This is a genomic window from Pseudomonas defluvii, assembly GCF_001695625.1.
Classification (GTDB): domain Bacteria; phylum Pseudomonadota; class Gammaproteobacteria; order Pseudomonadales; family Pseudomonadaceae; genus Aquipseudomonas; species Aquipseudomonas defluvii.
In genome coordinates, this window is record NZ_MBPN01000212.1 from 1 (window position 1) to 3,495 (window position 3,495).

Consider the following 3,495-nt stretch of genomic DNA (forward strand, 5'->3'; position numbering starts at 1 on the left):
TTTGACTATCAGTCTGATTTCACAAGCACCCACACGAATTGCTTGATTCGATTGTTAAAGAGCGGTTGGTTAAGAGCGGTTGGTTAAGAGCGTTTCGTCTCAACCGATGGCGCGCATTCTACGCTTTTCGAAGCGCCCGTCAAGCAATTATTTCGAGTTTTTTCAGATTTTCTCTTTAGGCTTCAAATGCTTAACAAGCCCTGCTCACCCTAGCCATATATAAGCAGCAGCCCACATCAGCAACCCGACCAAAACATGCATCTCAATACAGCCTCCCTGCAGGGCACCTGCCAGAGACGGATGGGATCATTCCAGGCTACGTTGAGGCATATGGTGTCCCAGGGCAGGTTCGAACTGCCAACCTTCCCCTTAGGAGGGGGATGCTCTATCCAATTGAGCTACTGAGACGCAGAAACCGGCAGCGAATGCTGCGCAGCGCAAGTCGGCGAGCATGTTACCCAGCACACCGACATTTGTCATGTCATCCGTAGGGGTTTTTAGCTGTAGGCTTTATTTACGCCTTCGCAGCCAACACCCCCTCCTCGCTCAGCAGTATCAACAAGCGCGAAACGGTATCAAGCAACTCACCGGAGTTATCCAGAACACGCACTGTACGATCCTCGACACAAGCCAAGGCACGGGCACGCTCCAGACGACGCTCGATATCATCAAGACTTTCACGCGCGCGCCCAAGCAAACGCGCACGCAGCACTCCGGCATCAACGGTCAGCAAGATTGGCAACAGGCTCGGGTAGCGCCTGCGGGCCTCAACCAAGTGAGCCCGGGAACCATTGACCAGCACGTGCCGCCCCTCTTCCAGCCAGGCATCGATCTGCGCCGGAATACCGTAGGACAACCCGTTAGCCTGCCAATGCAACGCAAACGCCTTCTGATCACGAAGCAACTCAAACTGCTGCCAGGTAACACCATGAGCGTCCTCCCCCTTGGCCTCCACCGCCCGGGTAATCACACGCCGCGCGATCATTACGCCCCGCCCTTGAAGCACAGGACGAGCCGCTTCGATCAGGCTGTCCTTGCCGGCCCCTGAAGCCCCCATGAGGTAGATCAATCGGCCGGCCTTGACCGTCTGGACTGTCAAGCAATCGTCACTTGCGTCATGCTGCATAGCCACTATGCTCTTAAGTTAAGGAAACCACGCAAATTTTAGAGTTTTCTACCGCGCCATTGTTGCCATTTGCCGGTGCGAGGAGAAAGCTATCACTCAAACGGATAAGCGAAAAAATGAAAACTTTCAAAACCAGTACGCATTTCTGATAATTGGTACTGGCAAATAGCCTTTATCCAGCTCATTATTTGTCACAGAATTGACGCCAAGGAACCGGCGATTGTGAGGCATCATAAGCGCCTCATTCGCAATTCAGGTTGAACATTTGGCCCCAACAGTGGTCGTAACGTCACCGTGCGGCCAATTTCAAGAACCGCTTCCCCTGAACTAAAACCGGTCAATTATATGCGCCCAATGAAACAGGCTATCTACTCAAGCCGCACCGCAGACAAATTCGTCGTCCGCCTGCCCGACGGAATGCGTGAGCGCATTGCTGAGGTTGCGCGCAACCACCATCGCAGCATGAACTCTGAAATCATCGCTCGCCTAGAGCAAAGTCTGATCCAGGAAGGAGCTCTGGGCGATGAGCTAAGCATGCGCCTGGACAGCCCTGAACTGTCCCTGCACGAACGCGAACTGCTGCAACGCTTTCGCCAGCTCTCCCACCGCCAACAGAATGCACTGGTCGCGCTGATCGCCCATGATGCAGAAATGGCAGCTGATGCTTCCTGAATCACGCACACACAAAAAAGCCCGCATCATTGCGGGCTTTTTTGTGCCTGAGCCAAACACACTTACAGCAGAAAGATAGTTGCAAGCCCCAGAAAGATGAAGAAACCACCGCTGTCGGTTACAGCCGTGATCATCACGCTGGAGCCCATTGCCGGATCACGCCCCATACGCACCAGGGTCATCGGAATCAGCACACCCATCAGCGCAGCAAGCAACAGGTTCAGGGTCATTGCAGCAGTCATCACCACACCCAGCGACCAGCTGTGGTAAAGCAGGAACGCCACGATACCTATCACACCACCCCAAATAAGGCCGTTGATCAGGGCAACCGCCAGTTCCTTACGCATTAGCCGCGACGTATTCCCTGGGCTCACCTGATCAAGCGCCATAGCGCGAACAATCATGGTGATCGTCTGGTTACCGGAGTTACCACCAATACCCGCCACGATCGGCATCAAGGCAGCCAACGCCACCAGTTTTTCGATCGACCCCTCAAACAGGCCAATCACACGAGAGGCCACGAATGCAGTAATCAGGTTGATCGCCAACCAGGCCCAACGGTTACGCAGCGAGCGCCAGACCGAAGCAAAGATATCTTCCTCTTCGCGCAGACCCGCCATGCTCAGGACTTCGCTTTCGCTTTCCTCCCGAATAAGGTCAACCATTTCATCAATGGTCAGACGGCCAATCAGGCGGTCGTTTTTGTCAACGACTGGGCCAGAGATCAAGTCATAGCGCTCAAATGCCAGGGCCGCATCGTAAGCGTCTTCCTCGGGGTGGAAGGTCACCGGATCGCTGGCCATGACCTCGGAAACCTTTTTCTCCGGGTCATTGACCAACAGACGCTTGATCGGCAAAACGCCTTTGAGGATACCGTCATAATCGACCACGAAAAGCTTGTCGGTATGCCCCGGCAACTCTTTCAGGCGACGCAGGTAACGCAACACCACTTCAAGGCTGACATCCTCACGAATGGTCACCATCTCGAAGTCCATCAGCGCACCGACCTGGTCCTCGTCATAGCTCAGAGCAGAACGCACACGCTCACGCTGCTGAGCATCCAGGCTCTCCATGAGCTCGTGAACGACGTCGCGCGGCAACTCTGGGGCAAGGTCTGCCAGTTCGTCAGCATCCATCTCCTTGGCCGCAGCCAGGAGCTCATGATCGTCCATGTCGGCGATCAGGGTTTCTCGAACCGAGTCAGACACTTCGAGCAGGATGTCGCCGTCACGCTCAGCCTTGACCAACTGCCAAACGGTCAATCGGTCATCGAGCGGTAACGCTTCGAGAATATAGGCGACGTCGGCAGAGTGCAGATCGTCGAGCTTGCGCTGCAGCTCGACAAGATTCTGTCGATGAACCAGGTTTTCAACCAGGTCATGATGATGACCTTCCTGGCGATGCGTGAGGTCTTCAACAACACGCTGGCGCTGCAACAGCTCAACCACCTGGGCCAGGCGATCCTGCAGGCTATCTTGGGTCTTTTTTACTTCGATTTCAGTCATAGGCGAACTCCACTCCCAGCAGGGAGCACGCCGGGAGGATCAATCAGTCAGATCGTGATTGGCAAAATCAGCTATTGAGTAACTACTGGGTAAGTCCATGGTGGTATTCCACAAGCCCCGGCGGGGCTGACGGGCGCAATCATACACTGCTTGAACAATCGAAGCGCTTAAAATCTTGACCAGAACAGTCGC

Annotated in this window: 3 protein-coding genes and 1 tRNA gene; 1 reads left to right on the plus strand and 3 read right to left on the minus strand. The window is 54.5% G+C overall.

Annotation, left to right across the window (positions count from 1 at the left end):
- Positions 1-331 precede the first annotated feature (331 nt).
- Together EKA13_RS26375 and phnN are read right to left on the minus strand one after the other, a co-directional pair.
- Positions 332-408, minus strand: a tRNA-Arg gene (locus EKA13_RS26375).
- A gap of 106 nt (positions 409-514) precedes the next feature.
- A complete protein-coding gene (phnN, locus tag EKA13_RS26380) occupies positions 515-1,126 on the minus strand; it encodes a phosphonate metabolism protein/1,5-bisphosphokinase (PRPP-forming) PhnN (protein ID WP_065761965.1) in 612 nt (203 codons plus the stop codon).
- A 345-nt stretch (positions 1,127-1,471) separates the two neighbouring features.
- Between phnN and EKA13_RS26385 the strand changes: the two genes are divergently transcribed.
- Complete coding sequence (locus tag EKA13_RS26385; protein WP_009681471.1) at positions 1,472-1,798, plus strand: Arc family DNA-binding protein; 327 nt, start codon at positions 1,472-1,474, stop codon at positions 1,796-1,798.
- A 62-nt stretch (positions 1,799-1,860) separates the two neighbouring features.
- Here the strand turns inward: EKA13_RS26385 and mgtE are convergent, their stop codons facing one another.
- A complete protein-coding gene (gene mgtE / locus EKA13_RS26390; RefSeq protein ID WP_065761966.1) occupies positions 1,861-3,303 on the minus strand; it encodes a magnesium transporter in 1,443 nt (480 codons plus the stop codon).
- Positions 3,304-3,495 lie beyond the last annotated feature (192 nt).